This window comes from Streptomyces sp. NBC_00388, from assembly GCF_036061255.1.
Lineage (GTDB): Bacteria > Actinomycetota > Actinomycetes > Streptomycetales > Streptomycetaceae > Streptomyces.
This window is the reverse complement of sequence record NZ_CP107948.1, coordinates 799357-814060: the sequence shown is the minus strand read 5'-3', so window position 1 is coordinate 814060 and position 14704 is coordinate 799357. Positions and strand designations below refer to the sequence as shown.

General features: G+C 72.6%; 13 protein-coding genes. 4 read left to right on the top strand and 9 right to left on the bottom strand.

Features of this window, described 5'->3' with window-relative positions; translation table 11 throughout:
• Positions 1-312: a hypothetical protein gene (locus tag OG917_RS03725; RefSeq protein ID WP_328316066.1), complete on the bottom strand. Its 312-nt coding sequence runs from the start codon at positions 310-312 to the stop codon at positions 1-3.
• A 221-nt stretch (positions 313-533) separates the two neighbouring features.
• On the opposite strand from OG917_RS03725, the gene OG917_RS03720 reads away from it, so the two are divergent.
• Positions 534-1667: a PLP-dependent cysteine synthase family protein gene (locus OG917_RS03720; RefSeq protein WP_328316065.1), complete on the top strand. Its 1134-nt coding sequence runs from the start codon at positions 534-536 to the stop codon at positions 1665-1667.
• A 24-nt stretch (positions 1668-1691) separates the two neighbouring features.
• Here OG917_RS03720 and OG917_RS03715 read toward each other — a convergent pair whose 3' ends face one another.
• Positions 1692-2165 carry an SRPBCC family protein gene (locus tag OG917_RS03715; protein WP_328316064.1) on the bottom strand — a complete coding sequence of 158 codons (474 nt, stop codon included), beginning with the start codon at positions 2163-2165 and terminating at the stop codon, positions 1692-1694.
• A gap of 181 nt (positions 2166-2346) precedes the next feature.
• Between OG917_RS03715 and OG917_RS03710 the strand changes: the two genes are divergently transcribed.
• Positions 2347-2733, top strand: coding sequence for a DoxX family protein (locus tag OG917_RS03710; RefSeq protein WP_328316063.1), 387 nt, complete (start codon positions 2347-2349; stop codon positions 2731-2733).
• 32 nt (positions 2734-2765) lie between these two features.
• On the opposite strand, the gene OG917_RS03705 is transcribed toward OG917_RS03710, so the two are convergent.
• The gene (locus OG917_RS03705; protein WP_443058906.1) at positions 2766-3485 is read right to left on the bottom strand and encodes a dienelactone hydrolase family protein; all 720 of its coding nucleotides are present in this window, start codon (positions 3483-3485) and stop codon (positions 2766-2768) included.
• A gap of 233 nt (positions 3486-3718) precedes the next feature.
• Positions 3719-4552 (bottom strand): DeoR/GlpR family DNA-binding transcription regulator, encoded by an 834-nt coding sequence (locus OG917_RS03700; protein ID WP_328316062.1) that lies wholly within the window; start codon positions 4550-4552, stop codon positions 3719-3721.
• Positions 4553-4771: 219 nt separating this feature from the next.
• Between OG917_RS03700 and OG917_RS03695 the strand changes: the two genes are divergently transcribed.
• The gene (locus OG917_RS03695; protein WP_328316061.1) at positions 4772-7240 is read left to right on the top strand and encodes a hypothetical protein; all 2469 of its coding nucleotides are present in this window, start codon (positions 4772-4774) and stop codon (positions 7238-7240) included.
• On the opposite strand, the gene OG917_RS03690 is transcribed toward OG917_RS03695, so the two are convergent.
• The 4 genes from OG917_RS03690 to OG917_RS03675 form a co-directional block, all read right to left on the bottom strand.
• On the bottom strand, positions 7200-9653 hold the full coding sequence (locus OG917_RS03690; RefSeq protein ID WP_328316060.1) for a right-handed parallel beta-helix repeat-containing protein: 2454 nt from the start codon (positions 9651-9653) through the stop codon (positions 7200-7202). The genes OG917_RS03695 and OG917_RS03690 overlap by 41 nt on opposite strands.
• A gap of 89 nt (positions 9654-9742) precedes the next feature.
• Entirely contained in the window at positions 9743-10348 is a 606-nt protein-coding gene (locus OG917_RS03685) for an Rv1733c family protein (RefSeq protein ID WP_328316059.1), read from the bottom strand.
• A gap of 131 nt (positions 10349-10479) precedes the next feature.
• Entirely contained in the window at positions 10480-11313 is an 834-nt protein-coding gene (locus tag OG917_RS03680) for an MOSC domain-containing protein (RefSeq protein WP_328316058.1), read from the bottom strand.
• 43 nt (positions 11314-11356) lie between these two features.
• Entirely contained in the window at positions 11357-11791 is a 435-nt protein-coding gene (locus OG917_RS03675) for a DUF6643 family protein (protein WP_328316057.1), read from the bottom strand.
• A gap of 283 nt (positions 11792-12074) precedes the next feature.
• Between OG917_RS03675 and OG917_RS03670 the strand changes: the two genes are divergently transcribed.
• Positions 12075-13376 (top strand): TerD family protein, encoded by a 1302-nt coding sequence (locus OG917_RS03670; protein WP_328316056.1) that lies wholly within the window; start codon positions 12075-12077, stop codon positions 13374-13376.
• 46 nt (positions 13377-13422) lie between these two features.
• Here the strand turns inward: OG917_RS03670 and OG917_RS03665 are convergent, their stop codons facing one another.
• Entirely contained in the window at positions 13423-14670 is a 1248-nt protein-coding gene (locus OG917_RS03665; RefSeq protein WP_328316055.1) for a glycosyltransferase, read from the bottom strand.
• Positions 14671-14704: the final 34 nt, after the last annotated feature.

Genomic DNA, 14704 nt, shown 5'->3' with positions numbered 1-14704 from the left:
TCAGCGCCTGCTTCCCCGGTGCACCGCGTCCAGGAACCGGGAGGCCGGGCCTGAGGTGTCGAGCGGCAGATTCCGCTGGCCCATGGTCAGCCGGTAGCGGGTGCCGTTGACGGTCGCCACCATGCGGCCGACCTTGGCGAACCACGGCTTCCCCGCGCTGACGGTGGTCAGTGGGGCGCTGTCGATCTCGCGCCCGCTGCTGGTGAGCAGGGCCAGCCTGCCGTCCTTGATCAGTACCTGACCGGCCCGGGTGAGCGAACGGGTCCACCGTTCGATCCGTACACCCGTCGCAGTGAATTCAGCCTCGGACATCGTTCTCCCCGCCCTCTTCCGCTCGTCTCCCTCCGGGAAGTGTGCCGGTGCGCGGCCCCGTGCACCAGTACACCCGGGGTAACCGTGGCGCATTGGCATGTGCCGGTATGTCCCGGAGTTCCGCAAGTCAGCCCTATGGGTGGTCAAAGTGAATGTTTGTGCAGGTGGGGCGGGTATGGTCACGGACGGAGACCGAGCGGCAACCATGAGGGGCGGCAGGCGTGAGTACGAGCGCACAGGGACCGGGAGGCGGGGCTGTGGCGACCGCCGACGTGGACCGCAGCGACCTGGAATACCGGGCCTGGCTGAAAGAGGCCGTCCGCAAGGTCCAGGCCGACGCGAACCGGTCCGCCGACACTCATCTGCTGCGTTTCCCGCTCCCGGAGGAGTGGGGCATCGATCTCTACCTCAAGGACGAGTCGACCCACCCCACGGGCAGCCTGAAGCACCGGCTCGCCCGGTCGCTCTTCCTCTACGGGCTCTGCAACGGCTGGATCCGGCCCGCCAAGCCGGTCATCGAGGCGTCCAGCGGTTCGACGGCGGTCTCCGAGGCGTACTTCGCCAAGCTCATCGGGGTCCCCTTCATCGCCGTCATGCCGCGCACGACCAGCCCGGAGAAGTGCCGGCTGATCGAATTCCACGGCGGGCAGTGCCACTTCGTGGACGACTCCCGGAAGATGTACCAGGAGGCCGCCTCGCTCGCCGCCTCGACCGGCGGCCATTACATCGACCAGTTCACCTATGCGGAGCGGGCCACCGACTGGCGCGGCAACAACAACATCGCCGAGTCGATCTACCAGCAACTGCGGCTCGAACGGTACCCCGAGCCCGCCTGGATCGTCGCGACCGCGGGCACCGGGGGCACCTCGGCGACCATCGCCCGCTATGTGCACTACATGCAGTTCGACACCCGGATCTGCGTCCCCGACCCGGAGAACTCCTGTTTCTTCGAAGGCTGGACCCGGAACGACCTGACGGCCACCAGCGACTGCGGATCGCGCATCGAGGGCATCGGCAGGCCCCGGATGGAGCCGAGCTTCGTCCCCGGGGCCATCGACCGGATGATGAAGGTGCCGGACGCGGCCAGTGTCGCCGCCATCCGCGCCCTCGACCGGGTCAGCGGCCGCAAGGCGGGCGGATCGACCGGGACGGGGCTGTGGAGCGCGCTGAAGATCGTCGCCGAGATGGTGGCCGGGGGCCGCACGGGCAGCGTGGTCACCCTGCTCTGCGACCCGGGCGACCGCTACCTGGACAAGTACTACTCCGACAGCTGGCTGGACGAGCAGGGCCTGGACATCACGCCGTACAGTGCGGCCATCGACAGGCTGCTGGCCACCGGCGTCTGGACGGAGTGAGCCCGCCCGCCGGCCGGATACCGCCTAGGCGGCGGCCCGGGTGATCCTGCCGTCGAGCTTGCGGGTGGCGTCGCGGAAGGCGCGCCCCAGGCCGGGCCGCGCGAACCGGAGGCCGGCCAGCAGGGGAGCGGGTCCGTCCGCGGTGAACGTCCACTGGACGCGGGTCCCGGAGTCCGTCGCGGTGAGCCGCCACTCCTCCAGCAGGGCCCGCAGGCCAGGTGCGTTGGTCTCGTCCACCCGGTAGGCGTACCGGGCTGCGGGATCGGCCGCGAGCACCGTCTCCCGGAAGCGGGTGCCGCCCCTGAGCCGCACCTCCCGGCCGCCCTCGGTGGCGCGGGCCATGGTGACCGCGGTGAACCAGGCCGGCCAGCCCGCGACATCTTCGGCCAGAGCCCGGTAGAGGGCGTCGGGGGAGGCCGACACTCCTGCGGCGAAGACCAGGCGCAGCGGGGCCGTCTCGGCGAAGTCGAGGCCGACGGGGCGGAGTCGGTGAGCCATCGGGCCGCACCTCCAGAGGTCGGTGGGGACGGGCCCGCATACCATAGCTGACGGCTGATCAGCTGTCTGTACCCGGGTAAGTCACCGGACCGGTGGACACGGCCGGGGCAGTCCCGGCATGCTACCGGGCAGTAAGAATCAGATCCGTACGCGCGGATGAGTGCCGATCCCTGGAGGCCCCATGCCGGCTGCCGACCGTCCGACGAAGTCCCTGGTCGCGCTCCTGGCCGGGGCGGGAGCGACCCACTTCCTCGTCCCGGGCTGGTTCGACGCCACGGTGCCGCCCTGGCTTCCCGGCAGGGCGCGGACGTACACCCAGGTCAGCGGAGTGATCGAGCTGCTGCTCGCGGCGGGTGTGGCCGTGCCCGCGACCCGCAGGGCCAGCGCACGGGCAGCGGCCGGCCTCTTCGTGGCGGTCTTTCCCGCGAATCTCCAGATGGCATACGACTGGCGGCACCGGCCCGCCCCGCTCAGGGCGGCGGCGCTCGCCCGGCTGCCGCTCCAGCTGCCGCTGATCGCCTGGGCGGAGAAGGTGAGCCGCACCGCGCCCGGTGCCGCCGGGCGCTGAGCCCCCCGGTGGCCGGCCCGGCGACGGCGTCCTCACACCAGCCGCACAGCCCCTGAGTCCAGCGCCTGACTCACCGCCGGTGGCAGCGGGGACAGCCCCAGCAGCCCGGCGACCGTGCCGGCCGTGAGCGCGTGCCACACACCGGGCCTGCGCAGCATCGCGTGATCCCCGCCCGCGACGGTGAGGGCACATGCCCGCGCCCCGGATTCCCGCGCCCTGCGCACGAAGTCGGCGCTCCCCCTGGGGTCGGTCGTGCGGTCCCGGTCCCCGTGCAGCACGACCACCGTGCGGCCGCCCAGATGACCGGCCGCCTCGTCGGGAGGGCACCAGGGCGCCAGGCCCACCACGGCCCGTACCAGCGGATGCGACGCCGCACTGAGCGCCGCGCGGCCGCCCATGGAGTGCCCCACGAGGACCACCGGGAGGCTGCCTGCCGTCCCGGGCGGCCCGGCGAGTCCGGCGAGTTCGTCAAGGGCGCGACGTGCGTCGTACGCGGCGTCCGCGCGCACGCCGTTCCAGCCGCGGTGGCGGTAGCGGACCCGGCCGATCAGTACGGAGTGCCGGGCGGTCACCTCCGCGATCCGTGAGCCGATGGGGCGCATCCTGGCCTCCGGCAGGTTCCACGGCGGCGGTGGGCGCAGCCCGTCGGCCCGGCCACCGTGGAGCAGGAGCACCGCGGCCTTCGGGGCCGCGCAGGGGCTGGTGACTATCAGAGCGGGCTGCCGCACGCCGTCGTTCCGCGGTTCGGACACGCGGGACTTCCTTTCCTGGCCGGTGGATCGGCGGGATCCGTACGGCCGCACCGGCCGGGACCCCGCAGGTGCTTCGTGGCCGGCGGCGTTGCGGATTGCTCCCCGTGGACAGGACCGTGCGCGTACCGGCCGGGCTGACCCTGCTCCGCAAGGATCTCGGCCTGCCCGCGCTCAGCCCGGCGCACCGGCTGACCGCGGGCCTTGTGCTGTTCTCCGTGCGGCCGCGCCGTTCGTCAGCCGTTCGCCTCGCGTCCGCCCGCCACGACGAGCCCCGGGAGGTACTCGCTGATCTCCTCGCGTGCTTCCGCGGACAGCCCGGAATCGGTGACGAACGCGTCCACGTCCTCCAGGGTCGCGAACGAACTCAGCCCGACCGTGCCCCACTTGGTGTGGTCGGCGACCACCACCACCCGCCGCGCGGACTGCACGAACCTGCGGTTCGTCTCGGCCTCCGCGAGATTGGGCGTGGAGAGCCCCGCCTCCGCCGATATGCCGTGCACACCGAGGAACAGCACATCGAAGTGGAGCGAACGGATCGCCTGGTCGGCCACCGGGCCCACCAGCGAGTCCGACGGCGTACGCACTCCGCCGGTCAGCACCACCGTCGCGGCCCCCGGCCGCTGCCCGCCCCCGCCCGAGACCCGCTGAGCGGCGTGGAAGACATCGGCGACACGCACCGAGTTCGTCACCACGGTCAGATCCGGCACGTCGAGCAGCTGCTGGGCGAGGGCGTACGTCGTGGTCCCGCCGGACAGGGCGATGGCGCTGCCCGGCGCGGCCATCACCGCCGCGGCCCGCGCGATGTCCTCCTTGGCGCTGAGTTCGAGCCCCGACTTGGCCTCGAATCCCGGCTCGTGCGCGGACGCCTCGACGACCGGTACCGCGCCTCCGTGCACCTTCTCGATGACGCCCTGGCGCGCCAGCGCGTCCAGGTCACGGCGGACCGTCATGTCGGAGACATTGAGCTTGCGGGTGAGTTCGTTGACGCGGACGCCGCCCCTGCGCCGTACCTCGTCGAGGATGAGGGCGCGACGCTGCTCCGCGAGCAGATTCTGATTGTCGCTCACCGCAGGATCCGGTCCTTCCACGCGCCGATGCGGTGCCAGGGGCTCGTCCCTCCGGCCACCGGGGATCCCTCATCCTCGCATGCAGAGTTCCCCGGCGTGCCACTGGTTGCCGCTCCTCTTCCGGGGGGAGATTCAGTGAGAGCCGTGCGGCGGCCGGCAGCCGTCCTGGATCCTGGACGCACCCCGCCGGCCGCCCCTCCAGGAGAGAGAGCCACCGCAGTGTCCCCAGCCACGCCCCCCGGTGCGAGCAGTGCCCCCACCCTCGAACTCCTCGTTCACGGCGTCGGCGGGGCGACCCCGCAGGAGATGCTCGGAGACGCGCGCACCGTCCGGGTCTCCGGCGACGAGACGGCGGCCGTCTACCGCCGCGCGGGGGACGCCGGCCCCGGGGCACACCCGCAGGTGCCCCGGGACCGCCCGGTCCCCGAGGCGTACGTCTGGTCCAACCTCACCTCGGGCAACAGCGCCCGCGCCCTGTGGCTGCTGCTGCTCCCCTTCATGGTGGTGAACCTCGCCCACTGGATGCTGCCGTCCGGCCGTGGCGGGGCCCGGACGGTCCGGCTGTACGGCGTGCTGGTGCGGCTGGTCGCGCTCACCCTCACCGTGCTGCTCGTCGCGGCGGCCTGCGAAGTGGCACTCGACCTGACGGCCTGGCAGTGCGCGGGGTCGGCCGGCTGCTCCGGCGGGAAGTCCTGGCTCGGCTTCCTGGCCGCCTCGCACGGCGGCTGGTGGGCCCAGCCGGGCCGGAGACTGGTGGCGGCCGCGCTCGTCCCCGCCGCCCTGACAGCGCTCCTCTGGTACCTCTCCAACCGCACGTGGAGCGCGTACGAGTCCCAGCAGCCGCTGGGCGAGGACGCGCGGGCCGCGGGCGCGGGGGAGGCCGCGGATCCCCCGGACGCCGAGGACGGGGACGCCTGCCGTCCGGCGCTCGGCAGGCCCGGATTCTGGTACGGACGCAGGCTCGTCGCGCGACTGCGCGCCGCGCACACCGCGGCCGGCTTCCTGACCGTCGCCGCCGCGCTCACCGTCGCGTCCGCCGCCTTCGACCGGCGTTCATCGGCGACCCTCCTGGAGGCCGTCGGATGGCTGCTCGAAGCAACGCTGGTCGTGGCGGCCGGAGTTGTGGTCTGGGTCGTCTGCCGCAGGGGCCGCACCGAGACCCGGCTCGACGAGGAGCTCGACCGCGCGGTGGTCACCCTGCTGCCGGGCGGCGCACTGACCCTCCTCGTGCTGTCCGCCGTGTACGCGGCCTGGTCCCGGCCGGGCTGGCGGTCGGGCGGCCCGCTCCCCGGCGACCGCGCCTTCGGCATCCTGACCCTCGCCCAACTCGCCCTCGTCGTCGTCCTGGCGGCCGTCGCCATGGCGATGTACCGCGGGGCGCCACACGCCCGTACCGCGCTGCGCGGACTCGGCGGCCCCGCGGTGGCCCTGCTCGCCTGCGCGCTCGGCGGTGTGATGACCGGCGGTGTCGCCCAGCGCGTGGCCGACTGGCTCGACGGCCCCGGCACCCCGGGCATGGGCAGGAAGAGTTCCATCCCGGGGCCGCCGGTCCTGCTCAGCTGGCAGGCGTCCGTCATCCCGGTCCTGCTGCTCCTGCTTCTGCTCCCGGTCGCGTACTACGCCCTGCGTACGCTGCGCAGGGAGGGCCGTATCGCGCGGACCCTCATGACGGACTATCCGCGGGAGAAGCCGGACACCGTGCGCACCCGGCAGATCGCCGGAGTGCGCGCCCGCGCCCAGCTCACCGACGCCGCGCCGCCGTTCGTCGGCATCGTCTCGCTGGCCACCCTGCTGCTCGGCGGGGGCGCGCTCGCCGGCTCCTGGCTCAGCGACCAGGTACCGGGCAGGGCGGCCGACACGGCGCCCTCCTTCATCGCGTCCGCCACCGACGCCGCGCAGGCGGTGGGATCCTGGCTGGTCGGCCTCGGCTTCGTCCTGTTCGTCACTCTCGGCAGACGCGCCTACCGTGACGCGTCGGCCCGGCGCAGTGTGGGCATCCTCTGGGACGTCGGCACCTTCTGGCCGCGTGCCGCGCACCCCTTCGCGCCGCCCTGCTACGCCGAGCGCGCCGTACCGGACCTGACCTGGCGGATGTTCACCTGGACCGATCTCACCGGCGGCAGGCTCGTCATCTCGGGTCACTCGCAGGGCAGTGTCCTGGCCGCTGCAGCGGTCTGGCAGCTGCCCGCCCGTACCCGCCGCAGGGTCGCGCTGCTCACCTACGGCTCACCGCTGGAGCGGCTGTACGGGAGGTGGTTCCCGGCGTACTTCGGGCCCGGCTGTCTGGAGGGGCTGCACCAAGAGGTGCCGTGCTGGCGCAATCTGTGGCGGGCCACGGACCCCATCGGGGGCTGGGTGCTGCGCGGCAGCGATGTCGACCGGGGGCCGCTCCTGGATCCGGCTGCCTATGGCAGGACCCGCGAACACCCGCTGCCGGACCCGGTCCTCGGCCACTCCGATTACCAGGCGGACCCGGCCTTCGCCGAGGAGCGCGCCGCGCTGCTGAGCCGGCTGGCGGCGACGGTGCCGCGCCAGGCTCCGTACCAGGCGCCGCCGCGGAACACGCCGCGGCCCCCCGGCGGAGAGCAGGACCCGGGGCAGGCCGGTTCCGCGCGGCCCGGCTCCGCGGAGGACGGATCCGGCCGTGTCACGGCAGTTCGGGAAGATCCTCCGGAAACAGCAGACTGAGGTCGTCGGTCGACATCTCGGTGAGCTGGGCCACCCGGCCCGCGTGCCGTTCCACCATCGACTCGAACGTCTGCCGGGCGGTCCTTCCGTTGCCGAAGGCGGGGCCCTTCGGCAGTACCGTGAAGTACTTCAGCAGGGCGTCCGGCGCTCCGTCGCCGAGCCGGTACTCGTGCTCCTCGGCCTGCTGCTCGACGATCCGCAGCAGCTCATCGGGGGCGTAGTCCCCGAAGGTGATGGTCCGGGAGAAACGGGACGCCACACCGGGGTTGACCCCGAGGAAGCGCTCCATCTCGGCGGTGTAACCGGCGACGATCACCACCACCGCTTCCCGGTGGTCCTCCATCAGTTTGACCAGGGTGTCGATGGCCTCCTTGCCGAAGTCCCGGCCGGAGTCCTCGGGGGAGAGGGCGTACGCCTCGTCGATGAAGAGCACTCCGCCCCGGGCCCGGTCGAACGCCTCCTGGGTGCGGATGGCCGTCGAGCCGATGTGCTCGCCCACCAGGTCGACCCGGGAGACCTCGACGAGGTGCCCGCGCTCCAGCACCCCGAGGGAGGCGAGGATCTCGCCGTACAGCCGGGCCACGGTGGTCTTGCCCGTACCGGGGGAACCGGTGAACACCAGATGGCGGCGGGCAGACGCGGCCTTGAGGCCGGCGGCGGCGCGCCGCCTGCCGATCTCGATCATGTCGGTGAGGGCGCGCACCTCGCGCTTCACGCTCTCCAGACCCACCAGGGTGTCGAGTTCACCCAGGACGTCCACCGACGAGCGTATGGGGTCGTCCGCGGTGACCGCGCCGGGGGCGGCGGCCTGCGCCGCGGGCCGGTCAGGGCGGGGCCCGGGGAGCGAGCCGAGCAGACCGGCCGTCTGTGTCGCGGTCGCGACGGCCGGAGCCCCGCCCCCCGCCTGGCCCTCCGTCAGCAGACCGCTCTCGTCGCTCGTGCAGTCCTCGACCAGCGGGCCGCCCGCGCCGCCCTCGGCCAGGGCGCCGTCCGCGAACTCGTAACCACTGCGGGCGCACCGTTCGGTACGGCAGCGGGTGAGGGTCGTGCGGCAGCCGTCTATGACATGGAAGCCGTACCCCGCGCTGCCCGTGACCCGGCAGTTGTGGAACGTGCCGCGCCCCTCGGCCGAGACATAGAAGCCGGCCTCGGCGGGCGAGGTCACGGTGCACCGCTCGATCCTCGGATCGGCGCCCTTGGTGACGATGACACCGGTCTGCGCCGCGTCGATGGTGCAGCCGCTGAGCGTGCCGCCGCTGCCGTGATCCCGGAACCAGGCCCCGGTGGAAGCCTCCCGGATGCGGCAGTCGTCCAGCTGCGCGGTGGCGCCGTCGCTCACCGAGACCGCTGTGTTCCGCACCTGGGAGAGGTCGCTGTCGACCACGTCGGCCCGTGAGCCGCGGTCGAGTACGAAGATCGCGTCCGGTACGTCGTGCACCCGGCAGGCGTCCAGCACCACCGTCGCCCCGTCGCTGACCCAGACCGCCGGGTAGTCACCGGTGCTGTCGTGGATCTCGCACTGGTTGGCGTCCACCCGGGTGCCCGGATCCCAGACCGAAAGACCGTTGCGGCCGAAGCGCCGGACGGTCGAGCGGGTGAGCGTGAGCACCGAACGGGACCGCAGGTCGACCGCGTTCTCCGGGATGTCGTGGATGTCGCAGTCCGACAGCGTCAGCACCGCGTCGGTGTCCAGAGTGACCCCGTCGGCCGATGTGCGGTGGACGGTGCAGTCGGTGAGATGCGCCGACGCGCGCGCGGCGACCTGCACGCCGGTGCCCTTGACCTCGTAGATCTCGCAGCCGAAGGCCTCCAGGCCGCTGCCGTCGCCGGAGACGCTCAGTCCGGCCCCGGACGCGTGGTGGACCCGGCAGCGCTCGATCCTGGGGTGCGCGCCGCCGTGCACCGAGATGCCCGACTGGCCGGCCGCGACCACCTCGCACTCCTCGAACACCCCGCCCGCGCCGTCCAGTACGCCGATGCCGACACCGGCCGGATTGTCGACGGTGCAGCGGCGCACGGTGGGCCGGGCCGCTCCGCGCACCTCGATACCGACGGCGGAGCGGGTGACGATCCGCAGATCCAGCAGCTCGGGGGTGCCCTCCTCGACGAGCAGGGCCGGCGCGGACGAATCCTGGCCCTCGATCTGGAGGTCCTGGACGACCGCGGACGCCCGCACGGTCAGCGGGATGCCGTCGGCGGGCGCGATCCGGACGGACCCGGCTGCGCCGTCGGTCCCGCGCAGCGTGATCGCGTGCTGGACGACGAGGTTCTCGCGGTAGGTGCCGGGAGTGACCGTGAGGACATCGCCGTCACCTGCGGCCTCCAGGGCTGCGGAGAGGGAGACGTACTCACCTGTGCGGCGCCGCCACCTGGATGTTCCGGTGTACGTCACCTGGACCGTGCCCTGTGCCATGGCGCTGTTGTGCCCCCACCTCGTGTGCCCGACGGATGTGGCCCCACCGTAGCGCGCGCGGGACGCGGGAGTTGACGCGAGAGCCGGTCTCAGCTGCCTGCGCCCGCGCGTCCCCAGTCGGGACCGGCTTCACTCCACGCGCGGTCGAGCCTGGCGTACCGCCGCTGTACCAGCCGCCATACGACGACCCGGCGCCCGCCCACGATGAGCACGGCCGTCGCGGCCCCGGCCCCGAAGCCCGCGAGCACGGCGTGCGCCGTCACCGTGCGTGGTCTCATGGGTCTGTTGACGAGGCGTCCGCGGTCGTCCGTCCAGATGCGCAGCCGGTCGCCGGCGTGGTTGTCACCCTTGAACGTGGACAGTGCCCCGCGGTGGCGGCTGCCGTCCGTACCCGTCCAGACCGCGGCGGCCCGGCCGCGGGGCACGGCGTCCGATATCCCGTCCGGGTTGGCCGCCACCGGCCGGTCGTGCAGCGCGCGCACGACGGTGGCGGTCGTCATGTGCCGGTGCCGGCGCTGGTCCCGTGCGGCGTCCTGGAGGGCGCTCTCGGTGAGGGAACCGCAGAGCCAGGCCACGAGCGGCCCCGCGACGGCGATGAGGACCACAGCGACGAGCGCCACCCACGCCTCGGTGAGATCGGTTCCGCGGCGCAGGGGATTGCGCCGCCAGCGCCACACGCCGGCTGCTGCTCGCACGGTCCCGCACCCCCTTCCGCATCCGTCCACGACCTCACTGGGCACGGCCCGGGTACGACGGGCGCGGCGAGGGCCGTCTCACGCCGTACAACGAGCCTGTCGTCTCTGTGGGTTCCCTGAGGACCGGGGTCTCATTCAAGGATGTGCACCGGATCACCGACGTGCAGGACACCGGTCCCCTCGGGGATGAGATTCTGGCCGAACGGCAGGTCATTGTCCACGCGGCGGTGGAGCGCGAGGGTCCGCAGCGGTTCTCTGCCGCGCTCGGACGTGCGCTGGTCGATCGTGGTGATGACGCACCGCCCGCAGGCCTTGGCGACCCGCAGGACGACGGCGCCGATCGCGATGCGGGACCAGCCGTCCTCGGCCCAGGGCGGGGTGCCCGACACGACCACGGTCGGCCGGAACCGGTCCATCGGAAGGGGCCCCTCCTCCGGCAGGTCACCCCGCGCGACGAGGGAGTTGAGGGCGTCGAGCGAGGAGAGCGTCGTGAGCAGCAGGGGATAGCCGTCAGCCAGGTTGACGGTATCGCCGGGCCGCGCGTACTTCGGATTGACCGGGCGCCGCACTGCCGGGTCGTCGAGATGGACCAGGCGTACGGCCGCGCCGAGGTACGCACTGAACCAGGCGTCCGCCGCCGGACCAGCGGGGATGACGTCGATCTTGTCCCGGAAGAGCTGCACCCCGATCGTGCCCACCGGCTCCGGCACGGTGACCGTGAGCGGTTCGAGTCCGGGGGCGGACAGCCTGACACCGCCGCACGGCAGCGGCTGCGCGGCAGCCAACGCCAGCCGTGCGTGCTGACGTTGGGTGACGGCCTTTCCCGTCTCGTCCACGAGCATCCACCGCCGGTCTCCGGCCAGCCCCCAGGGCTCGACCGTGGCCGAACCCTGCGCACACCCCGTGAGGGACTTGACCGGATGGATGTGGATCTCGTGCAGAACTGCGTTGACCGGTTGCGACACGGCAGTCATCCTGCCATCCGCTTCCGGCGCGCCGGAAGGCCGGTCAGTACCCGCGGCCCTGGTAGGGCCGGTTGTACGGATCGTCGTAGGGCGAGGGGGCGGGCCGCTGCGCGGGACGCATCGCCTCGTACCCGGCGCCGGGCCGCTGCTGCTGTTGCTGCTGTCCCGGGTAGCCGCGGGGCGCCGTGGCCTGCTGCGGGATGTACGGCGCGGGCGCGTGCTGCATCGGCGCGGACTGAGCCATGGGCTGCGGATAGCCGTAGGACGGCGCCTGCTGCGAAGGACCGGCGGGCAGCGCGGGCAGCGCCGAGGGCAGCGCAGGGAGGTAGCTGTTGCCGGTGTCGTACGCGGAAGGCACTCGGATCGGAGCGATCTGAGGGGTGCCCCGCTCTGCGACAAGGGAATCGTAGATCGGGGTGTCCGGGAAGGACGGCGCGGAGTAGTAACCGCCGCCGTAGGTCGCACGGGGGGACGTCATGGCACATAAGTAAAGCCCACGATGTGCTGATTGGGGAGCCCGATAAGAGGGTTGTTTTGCGCGTTCCGGGTGACTGTGGATCCCCAATGCGAGCGAACTTGCCAAAATCGGTCGTCAAGTGGCGCTGTGATCGGGTACAGGCCTGCTCGCGGGCCGGTTACCGACGGGTTGCCGCCGGATGGAGCGACGATCTTCCCGCGCTCCTCGGGAGCGCTCGCCGGTGGCTGCGATTAGGTTGGCCATACGCAGATCTACGGCTTCACGACGCCAGTTGGGGGCGAGCATGTCAATGCTTAAGGGAACCAATGTTCCGGTGTCGGCTCAGGCCGTGCGGGTCGAATTGGGATGGCGGCCGGGCCCGGGGGTACCGGACGTCGACGCGTCGGCGCTGTTGCTCGCATCGGGAAAGGTCCGCACGGACGCCGACTTCGTCTTCTACAACCAGCCGCGGCACGCGTCGGGCGCGGTCGGCCACGAGGGCAAGACGACCGCGCAGGGCCTCGCTACGGACACCCTCTCGGTCGACCTCTCGCTGGTGGAGCCCGCCATCGAGCGCGTGGTCCTCGCGGCATCCGCCGACGGGGGCAGCTTCGGCAAGGTGCCCGGTCTGTACGTCCGGGTCCTCGACGCGGCGGACGGCACGGAGATCGCCCGCTTCGACAGCCAGGACGCCACGGTCGAGACGGCCTTCCTCCTCGGCGAGCTCTACCGGCGGCAGGGGGCCTGGAAGTTCCGGGCGGTCGGCCAGGGGTACGGCACCGGGCTCGAAGGGCTGGCCACGGACTTCGGGATCAGCGTGGACGACGCGCAGCGGCCCGCCCCGCAGACCCGGGCAGCGGCCCCGCAGGCACCACCCGCCCCACCGGTTCCTCCCGCTCCCGGGACCCGGCCTGCCGCGCCGCCGCCGGCCGAGCCCGTCGCCCCGCAGGCGCCGCCCGCTCCCGTACGGCTGAGCAAGGTCACCCTGACGAAGGAGGCGCCGGCGGTCTCCCTCGCGAAGCAGGGCGGGACTTCCGGTGCCATGCGGGTCAATCTCAACTGGGAGTCCCGCCGGCCACAGCCGAAGGGCTGGGCCGCGAAGCTGGGCAAGGCCGTCGCCGGGAACGGCGGCGTCGACCTCGACCTCTGCGCGCTCTACGAACTCACCGACGGCCGCAAGGGCGTCGTACAGGCCCTGGGCAACGCGTTCGGATCGCTCAGCAGCGCGCCGTACATCCATCTCGACGGTGACGACCGCACGGGCTCCGTCTCGGCCGGCGAGAATCTCACGGTCAACCTCGACCAGAAGAACAGCATCCGGCGGATTCTCATCTTCGTGACGATCTACGAGGGCGCGAGGAGCTTCGCCGATCTGCACGCCACCGTCACGCTCCAGCCGCAGAACGGCGCGGCCATCGACTTCTCGCTCGACGAGTGCACCGTGCCTTCCACCGTCTGCGCGCTCGCACTGATCACCAACAACGCCGGGGACCTCGTCGTCCAGCGGGAGGCCCGCTATCTGGTGCCCGACAGGGGAGTCAGTCCCCAGCGCACCGTCGACCGTGCCTACGACTGGGGCATGAACTGGACGCCCGGCAGGAAGTGAGCCTCCCCGCCGCGCCCTGAGCGGGCGCGGCTGGCCGGGGCGGCGCTCAGAGATCCTGCGCCGCCCCCGGCGGGAGGACGGGCCCGTTCCCGGCGTCGTCCGTACCGGCGGAGGCTGCCGGGCCGGGTGCCGGGTCCGGCTCCGGCCTGGAGTAGGTCCGGCCCTTCCAGGCGGCGCCGCGACCGCGGTAGTGCTGGACCGCCGAGTCGGCCGTCATCAGCAGGTACAGCAGCGCCGTGAAGGGCAGGGCCGCGCCGAGCAGGGGCGACTGCCGGTAGTAGCGCAGCATCGGCAGATACGTGCCCGCCATCACCAGCCAGGCGAGCCCGCCCGCCCACGCGGCGGGTGCGTCACCGGACAGCAGGCCGGCGGCCAGCGTCACCGGCGGCGCGAGATAGACCAGAGCGAGGCCGAGCACGGTACCGGTGAGCAGCAGCACGTTGTGCCTGAGCTGGGCGTACGCGCTGCGCGAGACCATCCGCCAGAGGTCGCGGAGCTGTGGGTAGGGGCGCACGCTGTCCACCCGGTCGGCGAGCCCCAGCCAGATGCGGCCGCCGCTGCGCTGCACCGCGCGGGCCAGCGACACATCGTCGATCACCGCCTGTCTGATCGACTCCGGGACACCGGCCCGTTCGGCTGCCTCGGTCCGCAGCAGCACACAGCCACCGGCCGCGGCCGCCGTACGGCCCCCCGGCCGGTTGATCCACCGGAACGGGTACAACTGAGCGAAGAAGTACACGAACGCCGGCACGATCAGCCGCTCCCAGGGACTCTCGACGCGCAACCGCGCCATCTGGGACACCAGGTCGAGCCGGGCCGAACCGGCGGCGGCCACCAACTCCCGCAGGCTGTCCGGCGCATGGGCGATGTCGGCATCCGTGAGCAGCAGATACTCGGGGCCCCGCGCACGGGCCAGCGCGATCCCGTGCCGCAGCGCCCAGAGTTTCCCCGTCCAGCCGGGCCCGGGCTCACCGGGGGAGACGACGGTCAGCGGAAGCCCGCCGTGGCGGGCCGACAGCCGCGCGGCCAGTTCCCCGGTGCCGTCCGAGCTTCCGTCGTCGACCAGGAAGATCTCCGCATCGCCCGGATACTCCTGACCCAGCAGCGACGGCAGACTCAGCGGCAGGACCCCTGCCTCGTCCCTGGCGGGCACGATCACCGCCACGGAGGGCCAGACCGCGGGAGCGGCACGCGGCGGCAGCCGCTGGTCCGTCCGCCAGGAGAAACCCTGCCCGAGCAGCAGCCACGCCCACGCGGCCAGCGAACACACGGCGATCCAGGCAATGGCGCTCATCTGCCGAAGTCTGCCCCACCCGGGCGGGCCCGGA

What these genes read in the sequence shown, in the direction of transcription:
- OG917_RS03725 (WP_328316066.1), bottom strand. Translation starts at nt 312, where the DNA reads ATGTCCGAGGCTGAATTCACTGCGACGGGTGTACGGATCGAACGGTGG.
- OG917_RS03715 (WP_328316064.1), bottom strand. Translation starts at nt 2,165, where the DNA reads ATGGCTCACCGACTCCGCCCCGTCGGCCTCGACTTCGCCGAGACGGCC.
- OG917_RS03710 (WP_328316063.1), top strand. Translation starts at nt 2,347, where the DNA reads ATGCCGGCTGCCGACCGTCCGACGAAGTCCCTGGTCGCGCTCCTGGCC.
- OG917_RS03690 (WP_328316060.1), bottom strand. Translation starts at nt 9,653, where the DNA reads ATGGCACAGGGCACGGTCCAGGTGACGTACACCGGAACATCCAGGTGG.
- OG917_RS03675 (WP_328316057.1), bottom strand. Translation starts at nt 11,791, where the DNA reads ATGACGTCCCCCCGTGCGACCTACGGCGGCGGTTACTACTCCGCGCCG.
- OG917_RS03670 (WP_328316056.1), top strand. Translation starts at nt 12,075, where the DNA reads ATGTCAATGCTTAAGGGAACCAATGTTCCGGTGTCGGCTCAGGCCGTG.
- OG917_RS03665 (WP_328316055.1), bottom strand. Translation starts at nt 14,670, where the DNA reads ATGAGCGCCATTGCCTGGATCGCCGTGTGTTCGCTGGCCGCGTGGGCG.